The organism is Sinomonas sp. R1AF57, from assembly GCF_002224485.1.
Classification (GTDB): domain Bacteria; phylum Actinomycetota; class Actinomycetes; order Actinomycetales; family Micrococcaceae; genus Sinomonas; species Sinomonas flava.
In genome coordinates, this window is record NZ_CP022463.1 from 420592 (window position 1) to 442499 (window position 21908).

Annotated in this window: 13 protein-coding genes, 2 tRNA genes and 1 pseudogene; 6 read left to right on the top strand and 10 right to left on the bottom strand. The window is 71.0% G+C overall.

Features of this window, described 5'->3' with window-relative positions:
- Positions 1 to 61 precede the first annotated feature (61 nt).
- Complete coding sequence (locus CGQ25_RS02030) at positions 62 to 670, top strand: NAD(P)-dependent oxidoreductase (RefSeq protein ID WP_208711581.1); 609 nt, start codon at positions 62 to 64, stop codon at positions 668 to 670.
- 88 nt (positions 671 to 758) lie between these two features.
- Here CGQ25_RS02030 and CGQ25_RS02035 read toward each other — a convergent pair whose 3' ends face one another.
- The 4 genes from CGQ25_RS02035 to CGQ25_RS02050 all read right to left on the bottom strand — a co-directional run bounded on the left by CGQ25_RS02035 (position 759) and on the right by CGQ25_RS02050 (position 4535).
- A complete protein-coding gene (locus CGQ25_RS02035) occupies positions 759 to 1961 on the bottom strand; it encodes a globin domain-containing protein (protein WP_208711582.1) in 1203 nt (400 codons plus the stop codon).
- A 181-nt stretch (positions 1962 to 2142) separates the two neighbouring features.
- Positions 2143 to 2592: an Rrf2 family transcriptional regulator gene (locus CGQ25_RS02040; RefSeq protein WP_208711583.1), complete on the bottom strand. Its 450-nt coding sequence runs from the start codon at positions 2590 to 2592 to the stop codon at positions 2143 to 2145.
- 57 nt (positions 2593 to 2649) lie between these two features.
- A complete protein-coding gene (locus tag CGQ25_RS02045) occupies positions 2650 to 3069 on the bottom strand; it encodes a hypothetical protein (protein WP_255405511.1) in 420 nt (139 codons plus the stop codon).
- 20 nt (positions 3070 to 3089) lie between these two features.
- On the bottom strand, positions 3090 to 4535 hold the full coding sequence (locus CGQ25_RS02050; RefSeq protein ID WP_255405512.1) for a phosphomannomutase/phosphoglucomutase: 1446 nt from the start codon (positions 4533 to 4535) through the stop codon (positions 3090 to 3092).
- A gap of 77 nt (positions 4536 to 4612) precedes the next feature.
- Here CGQ25_RS02050 and CGQ25_RS02055 point away from each other — a divergent pair, with 77 nt between their 5' ends.
- Positions 4613 to 5044: a VOC family protein gene (locus CGQ25_RS02055; RefSeq protein WP_208711584.1), complete on the top strand. Its 432-nt coding sequence runs from the start codon at positions 4613 to 4615 to the stop codon at positions 5042 to 5044.
- Positions 5045 to 5163: 119 nt separating this feature from the next.
- Here CGQ25_RS02055 and CGQ25_RS02060 read toward each other — a convergent pair whose 3' ends face one another.
- Positions 5164 to 6888: a thiamine pyrophosphate-dependent enzyme gene (locus CGQ25_RS02060; RefSeq protein ID WP_208711585.1), complete on the bottom strand. Its 1725-nt coding sequence runs from the start codon at positions 6886 to 6888 to the stop codon at positions 5164 to 5166.
- Positions 6889 to 7031: 143 nt separating this feature from the next.
- Here CGQ25_RS02060 and CGQ25_RS02065 point away from each other — a divergent pair, with 143 nt between their 5' ends.
- Both CGQ25_RS02065 and CGQ25_RS02070 read left to right on the top strand, forming a co-directional pair.
- A complete protein-coding gene (locus CGQ25_RS02065) occupies positions 7032 to 9194 on the top strand; it encodes a RecQ family ATP-dependent DNA helicase (protein WP_208711586.1) in 2163 nt (720 codons plus the stop codon).
- A 384-nt stretch (positions 9195 to 9578) separates the two neighbouring features.
- On the top strand, positions 9579 to 10325 hold the full coding sequence (locus CGQ25_RS02070) for a hypothetical protein (RefSeq protein ID WP_208711587.1): 747 nt from the start codon (positions 9579 to 9581) through the stop codon (positions 10323 to 10325).
- 65 nt (positions 10326 to 10390) lie between these two features.
- Here the strand turns inward: CGQ25_RS02070 and CGQ25_RS02075 are convergent.
- Positions 10391 to 10482, bottom strand: a tRNA-Ser gene (locus CGQ25_RS02075).
- Positions 10483 to 10637: 155 nt separating this feature from the next.
- Complete coding sequence (locus CGQ25_RS02080; protein WP_208711588.1) at positions 10638 to 12800, bottom strand: prolyl oligopeptidase family protein; 2163 nt, start codon at positions 12798 to 12800, stop codon at positions 10638 to 10640.
- A 38-nt stretch (positions 12801 to 12838) separates the two neighbouring features.
- Here CGQ25_RS02080 and CGQ25_RS02085 point away from each other — a divergent pair, with 38 nt between their 5' ends.
- Positions 12839 to 14791 carry an FAD/NAD(P)-binding domain-containing protein gene (locus CGQ25_RS02085; protein WP_208711589.1) on the top strand — a complete coding sequence of 651 codons (1953 nt, stop codon included), beginning with the start codon at positions 12839 to 12841 and terminating at the stop codon, positions 14789 to 14791.
- Between the two features lie 125 nt (positions 14792 to 14916).
- Here CGQ25_RS02085 and CGQ25_RS18665 read toward each other — a convergent pair.
- The 3 genes and pseudogenes from CGQ25_RS18665 to CGQ25_RS02105 all read right to left on the bottom strand — a co-directional run bounded on the left by CGQ25_RS18665 (position 14917) and on the right by CGQ25_RS02105 (position 20757).
- Positions 14917 to 19549 (bottom strand): annotated as a pseudogene (locus CGQ25_RS18665) (ExeM/NucH family extracellular endonuclease).
- 123 nt (positions 19550 to 19672) lie between these two features.
- Positions 19673 to 20476 carry a VOC family protein gene (locus CGQ25_RS02100; RefSeq protein WP_208711592.1) on the bottom strand — a complete coding sequence of 268 codons (804 nt, stop codon included), beginning with the start codon at positions 20474 to 20476 and terminating at the stop codon, positions 19673 to 19675.
- 193 nt (positions 20477 to 20669) lie between these two features.
- Positions 20670 to 20757, bottom strand: a tRNA-Ser gene (locus CGQ25_RS02105).
- Between the two features lie 73 nt (positions 20758 to 20830).
- On the opposite strand from CGQ25_RS02105, the gene CGQ25_RS02110 reads away from it, so the two are divergent.
- Entirely contained in the window at positions 20831 to 21814 is a 984-nt protein-coding gene (locus CGQ25_RS02110; protein ID WP_208711593.1) for an NAD(P)H-quinone oxidoreductase, read from the top strand.
- Positions 21815 to 21908: the final 94 nt, after the last annotated feature.

Sequence of the window (21908 nt, forward strand, 5' to 3'; positions counted from 1 at the left end):
GGAATACTCGCCCGGGGGCCGGGGTTGCCTAAAGTTGCAACTTCAATCATTAGGAGCCCTCATGAAGATCGCCGTCTACGGAGCCACCGGCATGGTGGGAAGCCAGATCGTCGCCGAAGCCGCCCGCCGCGGGCACGAGGTGACCGCCATCAGCCGCAAGGGGGCCCCGGTGGAGGGCGCCGCCGTCGTGCGTGCCGCGGACCTGGCCGACCTCCAGACGTACAGCGAGGTCGCCAAGGCGCACGACGCCGTGGTGCTGGCCACCGTGCCCGACCGCACCGGCGGTTCCCGCGAGCCCTACATCGACGCGCACCGCGCGATCGCGGCGGTCCCCACGGCGGCGCGGCTCTACATGGTGGGCGGCTTCGGGGGGCTGAAGACGCCTGACGGCACGCCGATCAAGGACACCGCCGGGTTCCCGGCCGAGTACAAGGGGGAGTCGGACGCCGTGTACGTCGCCTACGAGGCCCTGCGCGACGCCGGCGCCGACCTGACCGTCCAGGCGCCGGCCGCGGTCATCGCCCCGGGCGAGCGCACGGGGGAGTACGTCACCGCCGTCGACGTCCCGGCCGCCGGCGAGAGGATCTCCTCGCAGGACTATGCCGTCGCCGCGCTCGACGAGCTCGAGCAGCCGCAGTTCCGAGGCACGTTCTTCACCGCCTCGAACTGACCTCCGCGCCGTCCAACGTCTGAGGGTCACCTCCTGGGAGTCACATCACGTGACCCTCAGGAGGTGACCCTCAGACGTTGGGCGTGGTTCAGTTCTGCGAGGCGAGCCAGAGGTCGGGGCCGAAGACCTCGTAGTGGATCCTCGTGGCCGGGATGCCCTTGGCGATGGCCTGGGAGCGGACCTTCTGCATGAACGGCAGCGGGCCGCAGAGGTAGACGTTCGCGTTCTCGGGGAGGTCCACGTCGGCGAGGTTCATGAAGCCCTCGTGCGTCTCGGCGCCCGCGGCGCCTGCGCCCACTGCGGCGAGTTCGGGCTTCTCGAGCCAGACCTTCAGGCTTGCGCCGTCGATCTTCTGGACGTCGCCGAGCATCTGGCCGGACAGGGCCCACGTGTCGAGGCTGCGGTCGGCGTGCAGGGCGAGGACCTCGCGGCCCGAGCCGTTGGTGGCCAGGGCCCGCAGGATGGAGGCAGCCGGGGTGCAGCCGATGCCGGCGGTCGCGAGGACGAGGGGGCCGTCGCCGTCGTCGAGCGTCACGTCGCCGTACGGGTTGGAGAGCTCCACGACGTCGCCCACCTGGAACTTCTCGTGCATGATCGGCGAGACCTCGCCGCCGTCGTTGAACTTGGTGGTGATGACGCGGCGCTCGGTGGACTCGGCGTCGGCCGACAGCGTGTACTGGCGGGCCTGCAGGAGGCCGTCCGCGACCGGGATGCGGACCGAGACGAACTGGCCGGGCTCGCCCGGGGTCACGGGGGTGTCGTCGGCGGGCTCGAACACGAACGTCATCGTCGTGGGGCTCGCGGGCGTCTTCTCCACGATCTTCCAGGGCATCCACATCTTGTCATTGGCCTGCCTGGCGTAGAGCCCCTTCTCGATCTTGATGAGGGCGTCCGCCATGAGCCAGTACACCTCGGTCCAGGCCGCAGCGACCTCGGGCGTGACGGCCTCGCCGAGGTCCTCGACGATGGCCTCGAAGAGGTACTTGTAGACGATCTGGTACTGGTCCTCAGTGATGCCGAGGGACGTGTGCTTGTGGGCGATGCGGCTCAGGACGGCCTCGGGGAGGGTGCCCGGGTTGTTCACGAGGTGGCTCGCGAAGGCCGCGATAGCGCCGGCGAGGGCCTGGCGCTGGGTGCCGTTCGCCTGGTTGGCGCGGGAGAAGGTCCCATTGAGCAGCTCGGGGTGCGCGGCGAACATCTTCTGGTAGAACAGCGGCGTGATCTCGCCGATCCGGCTCCCGACGAGGGGGAGGGTGGCTTCGATGACGGGGCGCGCGGTATCCGAGAGCATTGCGACTCCTCAAGCATGGGGCTGGTCCCCAACCGGGGACTTTGGCTTATTCCGCATCTGCGATGCTGAATTACCTACAGTCTTCTACTGGGCGTAGAAAATGGCAATTCGAGAAGCTGTGACGCTCGTCACGGAGCGTCATGCGCTGTGGAGGCGTCGCCGTCGGCAGGGGAGTGGCGGCTCAGGCAGGCGGGCGCAGCCCGATCCGCACGAGCACCGGGCCCATCTGCCGCTCGTGCGGCAGCGAGCTCACCACCACGCTGTCGAGCTCGCGGTAGAACGCCTCCCGGGCGCGCCGGAGGGCGCCGCGCAGTCCGCACTGGAAGTTCAGGGGGCAGTCCCCGTTGGGGGTTTCGCACTCGGCCAGGTCCTCACGCGTGTCGAGGGCGCGCAGGACGCCGCCGACCGTCGCCCTCCGCCCCGCCTCGCTCAGCTGGACCCCGCCGGAGCGGCCGCGCGTGGCCTCGACGTACCCGAGCTCGCGGAGCCTGAGCACGGCCTTGCTCACGTGGTTGTAGGGCGTGCCGACGCCGTCCGCGATGGTCCGCGTGGCCAGCGGGACGCCGGTGTCATTGGCAGCCAGCAGCATCAGGGCGCGCAGACTCACATCCTCGAAGGCCGTCATGCGCATGGCGAGTATTCTACGCCCGCCGGGGCCGGTCCCCGTCGGGCGTCACGACGCCGGGGGTCAGGTGGTGAAGACCGCGGCCTCGTGCCCATCCGCTTCCAGGGCTCCGAAGACGTAGCCCTCGGCCGTGAGCTCGTAGGGCACGACGGCGGCCATCACCCCGCCGCCTGCGTGCTCGGCCGCGCCGTGGATGCCGTCGGAGCCGCGCTCCGGCAGGTGCACGTCGGACGCGAAGGCGACTGCGGTGTATCCCTCGCGGCCCTGCCGCAGCAGCTCGAGGACGTCCTCCATCATCGCCTCGGCGTCGAACTCCCCGTCGGGACCCGCCTCCGGCGGCGTGACCATCACGAGCCGCAGCTCGCCGTCGTGCGCGAGCGTGACGCCGAACGGCAGGAAGCCGCCGTTCTGCTCGAGGTGCTCCTGGGCCATGCCGAGCGCGGTGCCGAGCACCTGGCGGAGCTCGGCCTGCTGCTCAGCCAATGGCTTCTCCCCGGGCACAGTCAGGCCCGGACGATCGCGAGGACGGTGTCGCGCAGCTGCTCAAGGGTCGCGCGGTCCTTCGCCTCGCCGTTGAAGCGCAGGAACGGCTCCGTGTTCGAGGGGCGGAGGTTGAACCACCAGGTGCCGTCCGCGGCGGAGAAGGTGGTGCCGTCGAGCTCGTCGACCGCCACGTCGTCGCCCTCGTACTCCTCGCGGACCCGGGCCACGGCGGCGGCCTTGTCCTCGATCTCCGAGTTGATCTCGCCGGAGGCCACGTACGGCTCGTACTCGGCCGCGAGCTCGGAGAGCGGCTCCTCCTGCCCGCCGAGGGCCGCGAGGACGTGCATCGCGGCGAGCATGCCGGTGTCGGCGTTCCAGAAGTCGCGGAAGTAGTAGTGCGCGGAGTGCTCGCCGCCGAACACGGCGCCCTCCTCGGCCATCACGGCCTTGATGAAGGAGTGGCCCACGCGCGTGCGCACCGGGCGGCCGCCGTCGTGCTGGACCAGCTCCGGCACCGCGCGGGAGGTGATGAGGTTGTGGATGATGACCGGCTCGGCCTCGCCCGCCGCCTTGGCCCGTGCGATCTCGCGGCGCGCCACGAGCGCCGTGATGGCCGACGGCGAGACCGGCTCGCCCTTCTCGTCGATGACGAAGCAGCGGTCCGCGTCGCCGTCGAACGCAAGGCCGATGTCCGCCCCGTGCCGCACGACCGCGGCCTGCAGGTCGCGCAGGTTCTCCGGCTCGAGCGGGTTGGCCGGGTGGTTCGGGAAGGTGCCGTCGAGCTCGAAGTAGAGCGGGACGATCTCCAGGGGCAGGCCCGGCAGGAGCTGGTCGCCGAGCACCGCCGGGGTCGTGAGGCCGGCCATGCCGTTCCCCGCGTCCACGACCACCTTCAGCGGTCGGATGCCGCTCAGGTCCACCAGGCCGCGCAGGTACTCCGCGTAGTCGCGCAGGACATCGCGGACGGCGATCTGCCCGGGCTCGTCCACGGTCGGGATGGCGTCCGCGGCGAGGTACGCCTCGGCGGCGGCCTGGATGTCCTTCAGCCCGGTCTCCGAGGAGACCGGCTGCGCGCCGGGCTTGGCCATCTTGATGCCGTTGTACTGCGCGGGGTTGTGGCTCGCGGTGAAGGTGGCACCGGCCGCATCGAGTGCGCCGCAGGCGTAGTACAGCTCGTCGGTCGAGATCAGGTCCAGCGTCTCGACCCTGCCGCCGCGGGCTGCCGCGCCGCGGGCGAACGCGGCGATGAAGTCCGGCGACGACGGGCGCATGTCCCCGCCAACCAGCACCGTCTGCCCGGCCAGGCCCAGGACGTCCACGAACGCCGCGCCGACGGCCTCGACGATGCGGGCATCGATGGTCTCGCCCACGATCCCGCGCACGTCGTACGCCTTGAAGGACGCGGACAGGTCGGTCAGGGGCGCGGTGCTTGTCGAGTCAGGGGCGGCGTTCACGTTGCTGGTCACGGGCTCGATTCTACTGGGGGGCGCCGACACCGGAGCCGGATCTTGAGCCGTGCGGACGCCGCGCCTAGGTTGAGCCCATGGACTGGACCCTCGAAGTTGTCATCCTGCCCGTGGCCGACATCGACCGCTCGGTCGAGTTCTACCGCGACAAGGTCGGCTTCCACCTCGACCACGACACGAAGAACGAGCACATGCACGTCGTCCAGCTCACGCCTGAGGGCTCCGGCTGCTCGATCGTGTTCGGCGACCTGCCGCCCCAGCGCGCCATGGAGCCGGGTTCGCTCAAGGGCCTCCAACTCGTCGTCGCCGACGCCGAGACAGCCCGGGCGGAGCTGACGGGCCGCGGCGTCGAATGCTCGGAGCTCATGGTCTTCTCGCCCGACGACGGCGGCACGTTCTTCGGCTTCGACGACCCCGACGGCAACTCGTGGGCCGTCCAGCAGATCCGCGCCCGCGCCGAGAAGCCGCTCATCCCGCTCGAGCACCGGGGGCGGTTCGGCGCCGACTGAGTCGTGCGCGCCGTCGTGCGTGGACTCGCCAGCCAGGTGTTGCGGGGTCCCGTCCCCTACGTTGAGGGGTCATGTCCCTGGCCCTTCGACCTTGGGACATGACCCCTCAACCTTGGGGCTCAGTAGGCCTTGACGCGCTGCTCGACGATGAGGTGGACGAGGGCGAAGGTCTTGTCCTCGTCGATCGCGCGGAGCGCGGCCTCGAGGGCGGCCGGGACGTCGGCGTCCTTCTCGACCCGGACGCCGAATCCGCCGAACGCCTGAGCCATGAGCGCGAAGTCCGGGTTCTTCAGCTGCGTGCCGGAGATGCGGTGCGGGTAGTGGCGCTCCTGGTGCGAGCGGATCGTGCCGTACTCCTGGTTGTCCATGACGATCACGAGCGGAGTCGCGCCGTACTGCGCCGCGGTGGCGAGCTCCTGGCCGTTCATGAGGAACTCGCCGTCGCCGGCGATCGTCACCACGCGCCGGCCCGGGTGGGCCAGGGAGGCGGCGACGGCGGAGGGGATGGAGTAGCCCATGGAGCCGTTGCGGGCCGAGATCATCGACGCGTACTTCTGGGTGGGAAAGTAGCGGTGGGCCCAGTTGGTGTGCTCGCCGGCGCCGAGGGTGATCATGGCGTCCTCCGGCAGGGACGCGCAGAGGTTCGCCATGAGGGTGTCCATGCGGGCCTGCCCGTCCGTGGGCGTGGCCGGGGGCAGGGCAGCGAACTTCTCCTGCTCGCCGCGCATGCGCTCGGTCCAGACCTTCCACTGCTCGCGCACGGGGAGGTTCATCAGGACGAGGTCACGCACGAACGAGTCCGGCTTGGCGACGATCTGGTGCGAGACCGGGCCCGAGCGCCCGCGCAGGGACGGGTCGATCGTGACGAGGAAGTTCTTCTTCGCCCAGTCCTGGCGGACCAGGAACCCGTCGGTGATGACGTCCCCGGGGACGGTGCCGACGAAGACCAGCAGGTCCGTCTCCTCGAGCAGGTTGTAGGTCGGCTTGGGCCGGCCGTAGCCGATCGGGCCGACGTAGGAGGGGGAGTCGAAGGGGATGGTGCCCTCGCATCGCCACTCGGCCGCGGCCGGGATGCTGTGGTCCTCGAGCCAGTTGGTCAGCGCGGTGGCGCCCTCCTGGGTCCAGTCGTTGCCGCCGACGACGAACAGCGGCTTTTCCGCCTCGGACAGGGCTGCCTTGAGCGCCTTCCAGTCGCTGACGGTCATGCCGCCCTCGGCCACTGGGATCACGGGGTGGATCTCGGCGTCGATCTCCTGCTGGATGATGTCCTCCGGCAGGCCCACGACGACGGGCCCCGGGCGCCCGCTCATCGCTGCGAACATCGCCTCGGCGACGATCTCGGAGGCGCGCTCGGCGTGGTCGAGCACCATGACGCGCTTGGCGCCGGTGTCGAACCAGGACTTGATGTCGAACTCCTGGAATGCCTCGCGGTCGCGGTGCGCGAACGGGATCAGCCCGACGAACAGCACCATCGGGGTCGAGTCCTGCCACGCGGTGTGCAGGCCCACGTGCGCGTTCGCCGCTCCGGGCCCGCGCGTGACCATGGCCACGCCGGGGAGCTGGTTCATCTTCCCGTCGGCCTCGGCCATGTAGGCCGCGCCGCCCTCGTGGCGGCACACGACCGTCTCGATCGAGGCGTTGTGGAGGCCATCGAGCACGTCCAGGAACGACTCGCCGGGAACCACGTACGTCCGCTTCACGCCGTGGGCGGCGAGCGAATCGACGATCACATGGCCCGCGGACTTCCGCTCGGGCTGCTTCGGCTGGGACTGCTTCTGCTCGGGGGACTGGCCTGCCTGCTCCGGCAGGGTGGCATCAGAAAGGGGCGGCACCGTCGCCGTCATGACACGTTCCTTCTCGTTGGCACTGAGATGCCACTACGGTATCGGGACGGGAACTCTCAGGTCACCGTGAAGTGTCGGAGGTCACGGCCATACTGGAAGACATGGTCCCGAGCCCGCAGCAAGCAGCCCGTTCAGCGGAAAATATGACACAACGTGACGAGGCGGGCGGTCGCGGTGACGGTCTCCGCGACCGTGCCCTGAGGGTCCTGCGCACCCTCGTCGGACGGGATGACGCCGACTTCCACCCCGGCCAGTTCGAAGCCATCGAGGCCCTCGTCGCCAAGGGGCGGCGCACCCTCGTGGTCCAGCGCACCGGCTGGGGCAAGTCCGCCGTGTACTTCGTGGCATCCCTGCTCCTGCGCGCGCAGGGGGCCGGGCCCACACTCCTCGTCTCGCCCCTCCTCGCGCTCATGCGGGACCAGGTTGCGGCCGCCGCACGCGCTGGCGTGCGGGCCGTGGCGATCAACTCGGCGAACCGGCTCGAATGGGACGAGGTGCACGCCGCGCTCGAGGCGGACGCGGCCGACGTCGTCCTCATCTCCCCGGAGCGGCTCACGAATCCGGGATTCCGTGAGCAGCACCTGCCCGAGCTGCTCGCCCGCACCGGACTGCTCGTGGTGGACGAGGCACACTGCATCTCGGACTGGGGCCACGACTTCCGGCCCGACTACCGCCGGATCGCCTCGCTGATCGACGAGCTCCCGGCGTCGGTACCCGTCCTCGCGACGACGGCGACCGCCAACGCGCGCGTGGTCCGGGACATCGAGGAGCAGCTCGGCAGGGACGTCCTCACACTGAGGGGGCCGCTCGGGCGTGAGTCGCTGCGCCTCGGCGTCCTGGCGCTGCCCGACGCCGGGCACCGCCTCGCGTGGCTGCTCGCCCATCTCGAGGGGCTGCCCGGGAGCGGGATCATCTACACGCTCACGGTCTCCGCGGCGGAGGACACGGCCCGGATCCTCACCGAGGCGGGCCACCGCGTGCTGGCCTACACGGGCAAGACCGACACGGCGGAGCGCGAGCAGGCCGAGCAGCTCCTCAAGGACAACCAGGTCAAGGCACTCGTCGCGACCAGCGCCCTCGGAATGGGGTTCGACAAGCCGGACCTCGGCTTCGTCGTGCACCTGGGCGCGCCGTCGAGCCCGGTCGCCTACTACCAGCAGGTGGGACGTGCCGGGCGCGGCTCCGCCAACGCTGACGTGCTCCTCCTGCCCGGCCCTGAGGACCGCGACATCTGGCGCTACTTCGCCACAGCGTCCATGCCCGAGAAGGGCAGGGCCAACGCGGTCATCGCGGCGCTCTCGGAAGCCGGCCGACCCCTCTCGACCGTGGCGCTCGAGTCTCTCGTGGAGCTGCGCCGAACCCAGCTCGAGCTGCTCCTGAAGGTCCTCGCTGTGGACGGGGCCGTGGAGCGGGTTGGCGGCGGATGGCAGGCCACCGGTGTCCCGTGGCAGTACGACGGCGAGCGGTACGCGCGCATCGCCGAGGCCCGTGTGGCCGAGCAGGACTCGATGGTGGTGTACGAGGAGACCGCCGGATGCCGCATGGAGTACATCACGAGCGTGCTCGACGACGAGACGGCAGCCCCGTGCGGGCGCTGCGATAACTGCGCCGGCCGCTGGTTCCCGGACGACGTCGACCCGTCGCTGCTCGAGCGCGCCGGTGCCAAGCTGCGGCACGCCGGCGTCCCCATCGAGCCGCGGGCCCAGTGGCCCAGCGGCATGGAGAAGCTCGGGGTGCGGGTCAAGGGCAGGATCTCCGCGGAGGAGCAGCTCGCCGAGGGCCGGGCACTCGCCCGCCTCACCGACCTCGGCTATGGGGGACCGCTCCGCGAGCTGTTCGCCGCCGGCGCCCCCGACGCGGAAGTTCCCCCGGCGCTCGCGCGCGCCTGTGTCGAGCTCCTGTCGGCATGGGCGCAGGGCGACTCGTCGGCGGGCCCGTGGAGCGGCGCTGGGCGACCCGCCGCCGTCGTGAGCGTCCCCTCGGCGACGCGTCCGCGGCTGGTGGATTCGCTCGCGCGCGGCATCGCCCAGATGGGTCGGCTCCCGTACCTCGGGCCGCTCAAGCGCACCGATGCCGCTCGACCTGGGCAGGGCGGCGGCAACAGCGCGTTCCGGCTCGCCGGGGTCTGGGAGGCGTTCGACGTCGGTCCCGACCTGCGCGAGGCGCTCGCCGGGGTGGCGGGGCAGCCGGTGCTGCTCGTCGACGACCTGGTGGACAGCCGGTGGACCGCGACGGTCGCCGGAAGGCTGCTTCGACGGGAGGGGGCGGGGCCGGTCTTGCCGCTCGCGCTGGCCCAGGCCGGGTAGGGCGAAGAGACAGGCCCCGGGGCATCACCCGACACACTTCGTGTCCCAGATCACACAATGATCACGAAATGGTCTCATTTCGATAGGCTGGCTGCGACCGATCGCCAGCCACAGGAGGGAATGGCCCAGATCGTGAGCCGCAAGGCCCCGCCGATTGTCCGCCGCCTGGCGTTGTGTGCCGCCGTTCTCGGTGCCCTCATGCTGGGCCTCCCGCTGCTCATGGTGCCTCAGGCTGGCGCGGCAACAGCAGCCGAGAGACCGCCACTCCAGATCCCTGCGGATCAGCTGAGTCCATCTCCGGATCCCCAACAGCTGCTTCCCCCGTCCCCGTCCCCGACGAGCACGCCGAGCCCCACGCCCTCCGCCGCGCCGCCCAAGGCGCAGGTGAGTCTCGTCCGCTCGGCCTGCGACTCAGTGCGCCTGGCGGCCCAGACTGACCAGGGCGCCATGCTCGCCTACCGCATCACCGACGAGGCCGGGCACGAGGCGGCGTCGGGGAGGTTCACCGGGTCGGCGGACATCATCGTCCCCCTCTCGACCGGGCACGCCTACACGGCGACCGTGAGCCAGTCCCCCGATGGCGCTGCGCTCGCGACCTCCGCCGCTGCGGACCTCACCGCGCCCTGCCCCGTCGCGGTGACGGCCGATGCCCCGCTGTTCTCGGATCCGTGCGGCACCGACCGCGACGCCGTCCTCGTCCCCCGGATCATCGGGGTCGACTACCGCGTCGGGGAGACCCTCCTCGCAGCCGGGTCCAACTCAGCGCTCGGCACGGTCACCGTGGTCGCCTCGGCGCGGCCCGGGTACTCGATGGGCGGCCCGACGCAGTGGACTCATCAGTTCTCCGCGGCGCCGTGCCCCGACAGCCAGCCGCAGCCGCTTCCGCCGACGGCAGCTGCGCCTGCTCCGCCCCAGGCGCCCCCGAGCGCGGAGCCGCCGGCGGCGCCGTCGCCCGCCGCGACCGCCGACCACCCCGCCGGCGGGGACTGGCAGGCCTCCACGGGCACACCCGCGGAGCATTCTTCCCAGACCGCTGCCTCCGCCTGGGCACCGGGCCCGCTGGCATGGGCCATCATGATCGCCCTGGCGGTCGCGGGCGGGATCCTCTTCTGGTCCAAGACACGCCACTGAGCCCCAGCCGGCGCACGCGAGAAGCGCCCCCGGTCCGAAGACTGGGGGCGCCTCTCGTATTCACATGGCGGAGACGGGGGGATTTGAACCCCCGGTCCAAGTTTCCCCGGACCCTTCATTAGCAGTGAAGTCCATTCGGCCGCTCTGGCACGTCTCCTTGCTGTCGCCAGCCTGACAAGCGTACCCAGAACGGTGGCGGAGACGCAAAAGCGCCCCGCCCTTCCGTCTGGGGGTCACGTTCTGAGGGTCACCTCCGGTGACTCCCAGAATGTGACTCCCAGAATATGACCCCCAGACGGAAGGGGAAGGGGGCTAGTGCAGGGACCCGGTCAGGGCGCGCCACAGGAAGGTCTGGCTGCGGGCCTGGAGCGCGGCGGCCTGCCGGTTGTCGCTCGCCCCGGCGTGGCCGCCCTCGAGGGCCTCGTGGAACCAGACGTTCCGGATCCCCATGGCCTCCATGCGCGCGGCCATCTTGCGCGCCTGCACGGGCCCCACCCGGTCGTCGGAGGTCGCCGTCCAGATGAAGGTGTCCGGGTACTCCACCCCGTCGCGCAGCAGGTGGTACGGCGAGAAGGTCCGGAGGAACTCCCACTCCTCCGGCTTGTCCGGGTCGCCGTACTCGGCGATCCACGAGTAGCCCGCGGAGAGCTTCGTGTACCGGCGCATGTCCAGGAGCGGCACCCCGCAGGAGATCGCCCCGAACAGCTCCGGATAGTGGACGAGCATGTTCCCGACGAGCAGGCCGCCGTTCGAGCCGCCCGAGCAGCCCAGATGCTGCGGCGAGGTGACGCCGCGCCGGATGAGGTCCTGGGCGACCGCCGCGAAGTCCTCGTAGGCACGGTGTCGGTTCGCCTTGAGCGCCGCCTGGTGCCACGCGGGCCCGTACTCGCCGCCGCCGCGGATGTTCGCCACGACGTACACGCCGCCCTTCTCGAGCCACGCCCTGCCGACCGTGCCGGAGTAGGCGGGCGTTCTGGCGATCTCGAACCCGCCGTAGCCGGAGAGCTGGGTCGGCGCAGTTCCGTCCAGCTCCAGCCCGACGGGGGATACCTGGAAATACGGCACCCGCGTGCCGTCTGCGGAGGCCGCGAAGTGCTGCTCCACCTCGAAGCGGGATTCGTCGAAGAACGACGGCGCCCGCTTGACTGCCGCGTGCTCCCCGCCGAGGGTTCCGCGCAGGAGGGTGGTGGGCGTCAGGAACCCTGTCGCGATGAGCCAGTAGTCGTCGCCCGACTCGGGGTCCTCGTCGTCCACGGCGAAGCTCTCGACGAGGTGCAGCGGCGGGCACGCGTCGAGCACCCGGGGCGACCACCCGGCGTCGTGCGCTGCGGAGCCGGGCTCCCGCGGCGTGAGCACCCGGATCTCGGAGGAGACGTCGCGGAGCAGGTTGAGCATGAGGTGGCTCTTCGTCCAGGACCAGGACTGGAGCGAGGTGTGCTCATCGGGGGTGAACAGGACGGTGAGGTCCCGGGACCCTGCCATGAACTCGTCGAAGCCGGCCACGAGCAGGGAGCCGCCGGGGTACACCCGCCCGTCGCTGCTCCCGCCGACGGTCCAGTCGCGCTGGGGCCGGAACAGGATCCACTCGCGGTGCAGGTCCACGTCGACATTGGTGGGCACGGGGATCGGCGCCCAGGCCCCGTCCGCCCAGACCGAGTGCTGGACGTCGAAGAAGCTGATTCGGTCGCTCGCGAGAAGCCGCTCGAAGCCCGGGGTGTCGTCGAAGCCCGCGGAGGCCATCATGTGCTCCGCGGCGACCTCGAAGACGGTCTCGGCGTCCGCCAGATCGCCGCCGCGTGCCAGCTTCCGCACGATGCGGGGGTACGAGGACGTGGTCGAGGCGTCCTCGCCGAGGGTCGAGGAGACCAGCAGCGTGTCCGCGTCGATCCAGTCCACCCCGCCCTTGGCAGCCGGCAGTTCGAAGCCGCCTGCTGTGGGGTCCACGAACGCGCGGTCCTCGACGTCGTACTCGCGCAGGGCCGCGGCGTCTCCTCCGTCGGGGGAGAGCCGGACCATGCAGCGGCGCCATGAGACGCCGTCGTCCGGCCGGAGGAAGCTCGCCCCGCCCCACACCCACTCGGTTCCCTCGGCGGCGGCGAGCGCGTCGAGGTCGAGCACGGCCTCCCACTCGGGGGCCTCGGTCACGTAGCTGTCCCACCGGGTGCGCCGCCACAGGCCCTTGGGGTGCTCGGCGTCGCGCCAGAAGTTGTAGTACCAGTCCCCGCGCTTCGCCACCATCGGAATGCGGTCCGTCGAGTCCATGACCTCGAGGATGCGGGCCTCGAGCTGCGCGTACTCGGCGTCCACGAGCAGGTCCTCAGTGCGGGCGTTCTGCTCGCGCACCCACGCCAGCTGGTCCTCGCCGTGGATGTCCTCGAGCCACAGGTTCTCGTCCACCGGCTCCCCGGGGAGGTGCGCCCACGTCTCGGTGTCGGCGGGCTGCGCTGTCTCGGCAGGGGTGGTGTCCGGGGTCATGGGCCCATCCTTCCACGCCGCGGGTTAAGCTCAACCCTATGGTCCGGGGAGGTGTGAAGCGCGTAGCCGTGGTGGGGGGCGGACCGCGCGGACTCTCCGCAGTGGAGCGGCTCCTCGCCGTCCGGGCAGCGCAGGAGGCTCCGGGGACCGCGCTGGAGATCACCGTCTACGACCCCTTCGATCCGGGCCCGGGCAAGGTCTGGCGCACAGGGCAGCCGCGACTGTTCCTGATGAACACGCCCTCCTTCTACCCCACTGTGATCCCGAGCGAGCCGGGCATGGCCAAGCCCCTCGCCGGGACCAGCTTCGACGCGTGGCGCGACGCGCAGCGCAACGCGATCCGCGCGGGACAGTGCTGCCTCGGCCCCGAGGAGCAGGCCGAGCTCAGCCGCCTCGACGCGAGCGGGTTCCCGCCGAGGGCGCTCTACGGGCGCTACCTGGCCGAGACGTGGCAGGCGATCCTCGACGCCGCGCCGCCCGGCGCCGTCGTGTGCCACGTGCCGCAGGAGGTGGCCCGGGTCGGGCGCACCCCGCATGGGTTCGCGGTCACGACGGCGGGCGGGCGCGCGCGGGAGGCCGACGCCGTCGTGCTCGCCCTCGGGCACGTCCCGGCGCGGCTCGGCCGTGACCAGCGCGTCCTGGCGGAATCCGCCGAACGGCTCGGCCTGACCTACCTTCCGCCGGCGGCTCCGGCGGACGTGGACTGGGACAGGCTGCCGGCCGGGAAGACCGTCCTGGTGCGCGGCATGGGGCTGAACTTCTTCGACGTCATGGTCCAGCTCACCGAGGGCCGGGGCGGGCGATTCTCAGAGCAGCCCGACGGGCGCCTGGCGTACGAGCCCTCCGGGCGGGAGCCGCGGATCGTCGCGGCGTCACGGCGCGGGGTGCCCTACCGCGGCAAGGCGGAACTGGACTCGTACTACGCCCCCTCCATCGGGCTGCGCTGGTTCACCCGGGCCGCTGCCCTGGCCCCCCGGCGGGCAGGCATCGAGCCGTCCTTCGACCAGGACCTGTGGCCGCTCCTGCACCGCGACACCCTCTGGGCCTACTACTCGACGCTCGCGCGGGTCGAGCCCGAGTCCGTGTCCGAGGGGTTCCTCGCCCGGCTCGACGAGGCGCTCGCCGTCGAGGGCCCCGCGTGGGAGCGGCTCGCAGCACGTGTGGCGCGCGACGGCGTGGCCCCGGCTCGGCGGCTCGACCTCCGCGCGCTCGGCGCACCGCTGGCCGGCTGGCACGCGCAGGACCGGTCCGACCTCGACGCCTGCGTGCTCGCGTACCTCGACGAGGACGCCGCAGGGAGCGCGCGCGGCGAGGACGACCCGGTCAAGATGGCCATCGCCGCGCTGCACCGCGGCCGGGCGGTGCTCAAGGAGGCGGTCGCGGACGGCGGCATCACCGAGGAGTCCTGGGTCTCGGGGCTGCGCGGCTGGTTCGAGGGCCTTGTCGAGGGGCTCGCGAGCGGCCCGCCGGCGCTGCGGATCCGGCAGATGGCGGCGCTCATGCGCGCAGGCGTCGTGGGAACGGTCGGTCCCGAGCCGCGCTTCTCGATCGACCGCTCGGAGCCGGCATTCACGGCGTCGTCCCCGTGGGTGGGGGCGCCCGACGTGCGCTCGAGGTATCTCGTGGAGGCCCTTGCCCCGGCCAACGTCGTGGCGCAGTCGGACTCCGCGCTCCTGTCGGGGCTGCTCGCGGACGGCCTTGTGCGCCCCAGATTCCTTGCCGGTACCGACGGCGTCCCGCGCCCCTCGACCGGTCTCGACGTCACGGCGCCGCCCTACCGCGCCCTGGACGTGAACGGGCAGCCGGTCGAGGGGCTGTACGTCCTCGGGCTCCAGCTTTCGGCGGTGCAGTGGGGGACGGCGATCGCGGCCGAGGCCCATGCGTTCGCTGCCCCCGGCGAGGCCCACGACGGCGCCCCGTACCCGAGTGGGCAGCGCACGCTCCGCGACGCCGACGCGATTGCGATGGACATCCTCGGCCGCGGCGTCTGAGCCCAGCCGGCGGCCTTGGGTACGGCCTCGGGTAGGACGACGGCCGGGCCTTCCGTGCGGAAGGCCCGGCCGTCGCCGTGCGTGCCCCGTGAGGGCCTCGGGACCCGTGATGGGCCCGCGTCAGGTCAGCGGGCGCAGACCTTCGTGTAGTTCTTCACGAGGGACTCGAGGGCCTGGGCGGACCGGTCGCCCGGGCGATCGAGGGTGGAGCCGAGGTCGAGGCAGGAGCCCGTCACCGTCGGCACCGAGACCGGCAGCGTCACCGTGGTACCCGACTCCAGCGCCGAGGCCACGAGGGTCCCGCCCTGCAGCGCGTACGGGGCGCGGAAGTCCAGGGCTGCCTTGCCGCCGGCCACCGCGTAGGTGCCGATGAGCCGCGGCTCGCCGGACGCCGGGTAGTAGGTGAGCGAGAGCTGCGTGTTCGTCGGCGAGCCGAGCGAGGTGAGGTCGAGGCCTTGCACGCTGACGGAGAGCTGCTGGCCGCCGGTGACGGTGGCGGGCGCGTTCAGCACCTCGGCGCTGCGCTTGGCGAAGTCCGGCGCGACCGGCTGGTGGCCGGACAGGTAGCCGATCCACGCGTCTCGGTCGATCAGGCCCGAGTCGCGCGTGGAGGTGCCCTGCGCGAACACATGGAAGTTGTCCCCGCCCTGCGCGAGGAAGCTGAACGTGCCGACGCGGTACGAACGCTGCGGGTCGACCGGTGTGCCATTGATGCGGACGGAGGTGATGCGGTCGCCCTCCGGCCGGGTCGAGTCGAAGGTGTAGGTGAGGTTCTTCGAGGTGCCCAGCTGCAGGTACGGACGGCTCGGGACCTTGCCCGCCGCGTCGCGCTGCCACTGCTGCTCGAGCATCGTCTTGACCTGGGCACCGGTGAGCGACGTGGTCCAGAGGTTGTTCACGAACGGCAGGACGGCGTTCGCCTCGGCGTACGTGACGACGCCGTCCGGCGCGTAGTAGAGCTCCGAGCGGAGGCCGCCCGGGTTCACGACGCCGATCTCCGCGCCGCCGAGGGTCGGATCCTTGAGCGAGTCGAGGAGCGAGTCGGCGACGAGGCCGCTGAGGGTGGACGACGACGCGCGGTCGTCGCGCGTGCCCCCGGAGAACGCGGTGGTGATGTCGGCGGTGACCGCCCCCACCGGCGTCCCGCCGATCGCCTCGGCTGCCTTGAGCGCCCTGTCGACGATGCCCTGGACCGCGGCGACGCGCGGGAACTGGGCCGCCAGCCCGGCGTCGTCCGCGGTGGTGCGCTTGATGTTGCCCTGCGAGTAGGCGACGACCTGCTTGGTCGCCGTGTCGACGCTCAGGTCGATACTGCCGATCTTCTCGCCGTAGCTCCCCGTCTGCAGCACGGGGCGGGTCTTGCCCGGCCGCCCGGGAACGGGGCCGTCCCAGGCGTATTCCTTGTGGGTATGGCCGGTGAGGATCGCCGCCACGTCGGCCGACGTCTGGGTCACGAGCTTCGCGAACGCGCCCCCGGCGGCGATCTCGGCATCGAGGGTCGCGCCCTCCTGGGTGCCGGCACCGGCGCCCTCGTGGTATTCCGCCACGATCACGTCCGCCGCGTTGGAGGCCCTGATCTGGCCCGCGACACGGTTGACGGCATCCGTCGGATCCCCGAAGTCCAGGCTGGCGATGCCGCCCGGGGAGACGAGCATGGGCGTTTCCTGGGTGACGACGCCGACCACGGCCACGCGCACGCCGTTCGCGTCGACGACCCGGTACTCCGGCAGGGCCGGCGTCTGGGTGCCCTTGAGGTAGACGTTCGCGCCGAGGTAGTCGAACCTCGCGTTCGCGCCGCCGTCGACGACGCGGGCCGTCAGGTCCGCGAAGCCCTTGTCGAACTCGTGGTTGCCCACAGCGCTGGCCTTGAGGTCGAGCGCGTTGAGCACGTCGATGGTGGGCTGGTCGTCCTGGCTCGCGGAAGCGAACAGGGACGCGCCGATGTTGTCCCCCGCCGAGAGCAGGACCGCCTTGCCGCCCGGCGCGGAGGCCTTGAGCTGCTCGACGGTCCCGGCGACCTTGACGGTGTTCTTGTCGATGCGGCCGTGGAAATCGTTGATGTTGATCAGGCGCACGTCCACGGTCGAAGCGGCGGCTGCCGGGGCGGCCAGGGCGGCCGAGACCGGGATCACCGCGAGGGGGGTCGCGGCCACGGCAGCGGCGACGAGCCCGCCGGAGAGCGGGCGGAATCTGTGGTTCACAGTGTCATTCCTCCAGAGTGGGTGCGGGTCACTTCATCTGTCCGGGCGGGTTCCCGGCGTTGTCGGACTTCGAGGTGAGGTTGAAGCCGATCACGAACGGGTCGTGGTCCGAGGACCGGAACGGGCCCGGCGCGTAGTAGTCGGTGACGTTGTAGTTGAAGCGGCTGTACTCGAGGGCCACCGACTCGACCGAGTTGATGTTCCAGATGTCGGCGCCGCTCACGGTCGCGTCCGCCGCGGGGGAGGCCAGCACGTGGTCGAGCGAGCCGACCATGCCGCCGAAGGCGTACGAGTGCTTGCCGCCGGTGCGCAGTCCCTGGTCGATGTAGCCCGCCTCCGCGAGCACGGCCATCGGATCCTCGAAGGCATAGGAATTGAAGTCGCCCAAGAGGAACACCTTCTCCGTGTTGGCGGCGCCCTTCATCTGCTCCGCGAAGCCGACGAGCGCGCGGGCCTGGGCTGTGCGGGCGAGGTTCGAGGCGCCCTGGCCCTTGTCGGTGTCCTCCGGGGTGGCAGCGGAGCCCTTGGACTTGAAGTGGTTCACGATCGCCACGAACTTGGTCGCGTTGTTGCCGCCCACGGGCTTGAACGCCTGCGCGAGCGGCTGGCGGGCGAGCCCGGTGTAGGCCGGGTCGTCGAGGATCACCGACTCGTCGATCGGCTGCGCCACGTGCTTCTTGTAGATGAAGGCCGTGCGGATCACGTCCTCCTGCGCCGGCACCACTGAGGGGCTCGGGACAAAGGCCCACGTGGCTGCGCCGGTTGCGCCGTTGAGGGCGTTGACGAGCTTCTCGACCGCAGCGTCCCTCGGCAGGGCGAACTTCGCCGAGTTCTCGATCTCCTCGAGCGAGACGACGTCCGCGCCGGAGCCGTTGACCGCCGCGACGATCTTGGCCTGCTGCCGCCCGAAGCTCTCGGCATTGGCGGCGCCGCGTGCATCGCAGCCACCGCGGACGGTGACTGGATTGCCGTCGCGGTCGGTGTAGTAGGTGCACCCCGTGAGCTGGTCGCCCGTGGTGGGGAAGTAGTTGAGCACGTTGAACGTGGCCAGCTTGAGGGTGCCGCCGACGTCGGCCGGCTTGTCCGCGCGGGTGTTGCCGAAGTGCGCGGGCTGGGCCGTTGCGGCGTTCGACGGCGTGAGCTGCTCGAGCGGCTGCAGCTTCCACGTGCTGTTGCGCCAGTCGAAGACCGTGTCGCCCGAGAACGTCACGGGCGAGCCGATCCGGACCGGATCGGCAGCAGTGAGGTACGGGAGGGGCTGGGCCTTTGTCAGGGCGTTGCTGAGGAAGTTGGTCGTGGCGCCGTCGTCGAGCGTGACACGGCGTGCCGCATTGTCGGCGACTGCCGCGCTGTACGCGTCCGAGCCGAAGGGTGCGAGCGCCGTCGGCTGCACGAGCGCGGACGTGCCCGCGGCGAGGCCGATCTCGCCGTACTGGTTCAGCGAGTAGTTGTCCGTGACCGTGAAGGGGCCCTCGGGGGCGACGAGCATGCCCTCGAGCGATTCCTTCGCCGATTCGGACAGGGGGAGGGCGAACGGTGTCGCTTTGACCTCCGGCACAGCCTCGGAGAGGACCCTGAGGCCTGAGGCCGCCACGCTCATCTGGGTGAGGTTGAAGTACTCGCTCACCGGTCCGGTCACCTCGACGTAGTCGCCGCGATGCACGCTGCCGGCCGTCGCCGGGGAGTACACGAAGATCGCATCCGATCCTGTGCGCTCGTCCGCCGGGGTCCCTCCGGTGCCGGGCGTCTGGATGTAGTAGCCGTTGAATCCGCCGGTCGCATAGGCAGCGGTGACCTTGCCTCGCGTTGTGACGGTCTGGCCCGCGAGGGGGCTCACGGAGCCCGTGCCCTGGATGTCGGCAATGGCCTTCACAGCCGGCTCGGGATCGGGAGTTGTGCCCGTGCCGGCGGACCCCGAATTCTGCGGGGTGATCGCGGTGCTCAGCGTGAAGTCCGCCGAGTTGTCGTCGGTGTCCCTGCCGCCGGTGCGGTTGAGGCTGCGCACATCGGTGGTGGCCGACGGCGCGGCGGCGGCTTTGGTCTCGAACGTGTTCGACGTGCCGTACCCGAGCAGGTCGGCGACGTCCGGATTGCCGGTGAGGCTCCCGGTCGGCAGCGTGAGTGTGCTGGTCTTGCGGGCCAGGATGAGCGTGCCGGTGGTGGCGGAGGGGTTGAGCGAGGCGGAGGAGACGTCCGGTGTCGGGAGGTCGGCAGCCGTCGACGTGGCACTGTTCGTGGCACCTCCGACGAGCAGGTAGCCGCCAGCCTTGATGGTCTTTCCGCTCAGGCTCACCGTGGCGTTGGACGGGCCCGTCCCGGTCGCCGAGCGGTACTGCAGCGACCACGTGCTCAGGTCGACATCCTGGGCAGAGGTGTTGCGCAGCTCGACGAACTTGTTCTTGAACGCGGCGCCGGCGCTGCCGCCGGAGAGGTAGGCCTCGTTGATGACGACGCCGGGCGCAAGGTCGGCGGCCGCGGCTGGAAGCGCAGTGACTAGCGGCGACGCAACGGCCACCGCGCAGAGGGCAAGGGCCGCTCTCCGTAAGGGATTCCCCATATTCAGTTCTCTTTCACACGAGTGATGGGCAGCGATGGGACACGCCGTAGCGAACCAGCCGAATGTGAACGGAAGTTTTCAGGATGCGGGCGTGTCCGGGTGCGGGGACACGCCCTGGAGCGTCTACCCCTCGACGCCTGGCTCCCCGCCCTGGCCCAGGTCCTGCATGATCCGGAAGGGCGCGCCCATCGGATCCGTGATGGCTGCCATGCGGCCGAACGGAGTGTCCGCGGCCGGCATCAGGACGGTGGACCCCATGGCCGTGGCCTTCTCGATGGCCTCGTCCGTGTTCTCGACGCCCCAGTAGACGGTCCAGTGAGACGGCACACCCTCGGGCAGGTCGCGTGCCGCGTCGAAGATCCCGGCCTGGGAGTTCCGGCCCTCGCCGAGGGTCGTGTAGCGGAACTCGGGGGTGTCGCTCATCACCGTCGTCTTCCAGGCGAGCGCCCTCTGGTAGAAGTCCACGGCCCTGTCGTAGTCCCGCGTGTGCAGCTCGAACCAGACGGGAGAGCCCGGCTCGGCGACCTTGCCGAAGCCCTTCATCCCGATGGGCTGCCACACGCCGAACGCCGCGCCGCCGGCGTCGCCGAACACGGCCATGTGACCCTGCTCGGGCACCTCCATGGGGGCCAGGAAGACCTGCCCCCCCGCTTCGGCCACGGCATCTGCTGTCGCGTTGAGGTCCTCGCTCGCCAGGTACACCGTCCATACGTCCGGCATCCCGGGCTGGTCCTCCATCCGGCGCATGAGGCCTGCCACCGCCTGGCCGTCTTTCGACGCCGTGACGTAGCCTCCGTACGCCTCCTCGTCGCCGACCTCGTACGTCCAGCCGAAGAGCGTCCTGTAGAACTCCTTCGAGCGCTCGATGTCGCTCGTCATGAGGTCGGCCCAGCAGGGTGCGCCGGGAGTGGGATGTGGTGCGGGCATGGGAGGCTCCTCGAGGTGGTCGAGCGCGTGTCTAGCCGAACGCCTCCGACGCTATGCGGGGGGTCTGACACTTTTCAAGGCTCCCGTGAGCCTGACGCCGCGCCGGCCGCAGCCGCTCCTGCGCACGGACAGAAACAGGGAAGCGGCGCCGTCCGGACCTGGTCCGGAGGGCACCGCTTCCCCACCATGCACGCGGAAGGTAAGGGATTTGAACCCTTGGTACGGGGTGACCGCACACTGGTTTTCAAGACCAGCTCCATAGGCCGCTCGGACAACCTTCCCTGTGCCTAGTAGTGTTTCACAGGCAAGCAAGCTCGTGAAACCGACCCCTCCACCCGCAGAGGAGCGTCCAGCATGAAGGCCGTGTTCATCGCCGAGCCCGGAGGGCCCGACGTCCTGCAGGTGCGCGAGGTCGACGCGCCGGTGCCCGGCCCGGGCGAGGTGCTCATCGACGTCGTGGCCGCCGGCATCAACCGGGCGGACGTCCAGCAGCGGCGGGGCTTCTACCCCCCGCCCCCGGGGGCGTCGGAGGTCCCGGGGCTGGAGGTCTCCGGGCGGATCGCAGGCTTCGGGCCCGACGTGGCGCGGCCCTTCTCGGCCGGCGACAAGGTCGTCGCGCTCCTGTCCGGCGGGGGCTACGCGGAACAGGTCGCCGTGCCCGCGGAGCAGGTGCTCCGCATTCCCGACGGCGTCGACCTGGTCACCGCGGCAGGCCTCCCGGAGACGGCCGCGACCGTCTACTCGAACCTCTTCATGACGGCCCAGCTGCAGCCCGGCGAGCTCCTCCTCGTGCACGGTGCGACCGGCGGGATCGGCACGATGGCGATCCAACTCGCCAAGGCGTACGGGGCGCGGGTCGCGGCGACGGCCGGGACGGAGGAGAAGGTCTCGACGGCCAGGGCCTTCCTCGGCGTCGACGTCGCCATCAACTACCACGAGGAGGACTTCGTCCAGGCCGTGCGCGACGCCTCCGAGGGGCGCGGCGCGGACGTGATCCTCGACGTCGTCGGTGCGAAGTACCTCGAGCGCAACATCGAGGCGCTCGCCACGTATGGCCGCCTCGTCGTGATCGGCCTCCAGGGCGGCGCCAAGGCCGAGCTCAACCTGGGGATGCTCCTGAACAAGCGCGCCGCCGTGATCGGCACGGCACTGCGCCCGCGGCCCGTCGAGGAGAAGGGGGTCATCATGACGGCTGTCAAGGAGCACGTGTGGCCCCTCGTGACGGATGGGCGCATCAAGCCGCTCGTCGACAAGACCTTCCCCCTCGCGGAGGTTGCCGCGGCCCACGAGTACTTCGACTCGGGGGAGCACGTCGGCAAGGTGCTCCTCACCCTCTAGCGCCGCTCATCGCGCTTCGGCTACCGCTCGTCGCACCGGATGGCGGGGCCCGGAACCCCGGCTCCCACCGGACGTTCGGTATGGCTATGGTCGG

Bases quoted from the DNA above. Each gene is read 5' to 3' on its own strand.
- CGQ25_RS02030 (WP_208711581.1), top strand. From the start codon at position 62: ATGAAGATCGCCGTCTACGGAGCCACCGGCATGGTGGGAAGCCAGATC.
- CGQ25_RS02035 (WP_208711582.1), bottom strand. From the start codon at position 1,961: ATGCTCTCGGATACCGCGCGCCCCGTCATCGAAGCCACCCTCCCCCTC.
- CGQ25_RS02040 (WP_208711583.1), bottom strand. From the start codon at position 2,592: ATGCGCATGACGGCCTTCGAGGATGTGAGTCTGCGCGCCCTGATGCTG.
- CGQ25_RS02055 (WP_208711584.1), top strand. From the start codon at position 4,613: ATGGACTGGACCCTCGAAGTTGTCATCCTGCCCGTGGCCGACATCGAC.
- CGQ25_RS02060 (WP_208711585.1), bottom strand. From the start codon at position 6,888: ATGACGGCGACGGTGCCGCCCCTTTCTGATGCCACCCTGCCGGAGCAG.
- CGQ25_RS02065 (WP_208711586.1), top strand. From the start codon at position 7,032: ATGACACAACGTGACGAGGCGGGCGGTCGCGGTGACGGTCTCCGCGAC.
- CGQ25_RS02080 (WP_208711588.1), bottom strand. From the start codon at position 12,800: ATGACCCCGGACACCACCCCTGCCGAGACAGCGCAGCCCGCCGACACC.
- CGQ25_RS02085 (WP_208711589.1), top strand. From the start codon at position 12,839: ATGGTCCGGGGAGGTGTGAAGCGCGTAGCCGTGGTGGGGGGCGGACCG.
- CGQ25_RS02100 (WP_208711592.1), bottom strand. From the start codon at position 20,476: ATGCCCGCACCACATCCCACTCCCGGCGCACCCTGCTGGGCCGACCTC.
- CGQ25_RS02110 (WP_208711593.1), top strand. From the start codon at position 20,831: ATGAAGGCCGTGTTCATCGCCGAGCCCGGAGGGCCCGACGTCCTGCAG.